1 protein-coding gene is annotated in these 734 nt (G+C 46.2%); it reads right to left on the bottom strand.

Going from position 1 to position 734, the window contains the following annotated elements; translation table 11 throughout:
* Window positions 1-212 precede the first annotated feature (212 nt).
* Window positions 213-686, bottom strand: coding sequence for a hypothetical protein (locus ACP7B7_RS31635; protein WP_426079364.1), 474 nt, complete (start codon window positions 684-686; stop codon window positions 213-215).
* Between the last annotated feature and the right edge of the window lie 48 nt (window positions 687-734).

Below are 734 nucleotides of genomic sequence, written 5' to 3'. Positions count from 1 at the left end.
TGTTGAGCGTGTCATAAGTTCTCCAGTTGGTGAAGTTTACCAAACTAGAGTGTCCGAAAAAGTCAGGGTACCTCAGTTTGCTGTTCAGCCGGTTGTAGTATCAGTAGTTTCATCACATCAACTCCTGCGTCGTTACCTATTAGGCTTTGACAGCAAAAATTGACGAATTACTTAGGAGCTTCGGAAAAAAAGCCCGCGCGGCGGGCTGGACACTATTCTTTTTGGTAAGCAGCTAGAGCAAGTTGTGCAAATGACAATGGTAAGGACTTATCCCTTACCTTGCCCTCGATATAAGTTTGCAACTTCCCCTCGCCAACATAAGTCTCGCGAAACCATCGACGAAATTCGCCGAGAGCAATTTCCGGGTAGCACCATGGCTCTTGTGGATTGGATGCCGCTTGCGGAAAATAATCTGGGTAGTTGTGCTCAAATTTAATTCGCTCACCGTATATTCCACCTAGCGTTCCCTTTTTCCAATGTGCGGCCCACGCCTGCCCGACACTAATGTCCGGCACAAAGCCCGAGTCAATGTGCAGCCCAGCTTGTCCCAGGGTAACAATCAGGTCAGCAATTTCTTTGAAAATCCCGAAATACCCATTGGGAACTGAGTTGTATGTCAATGACACTCGATCATGAAATTGACGCCATTTTTCAGTGCTAAGTAATTCGTCAATTTTTGCTGTCAAAGCCTGATAGGCAACGACGCAGGAGTTGATGTGATGAAACTACTGATA

The sequence above is a fragment of the Janthinobacterium sp. PSPC3-1 genome (assembly GCF_049896105.1).
GTDB lineage: Bacteria > Pseudomonadota > Gammaproteobacteria > Burkholderiales > Burkholderiaceae_D > Janthinobacterium.
Note: the sequence above shows the minus strand (reverse complement) of the source record. Positions and strands in the feature narration are given on the sequence as shown.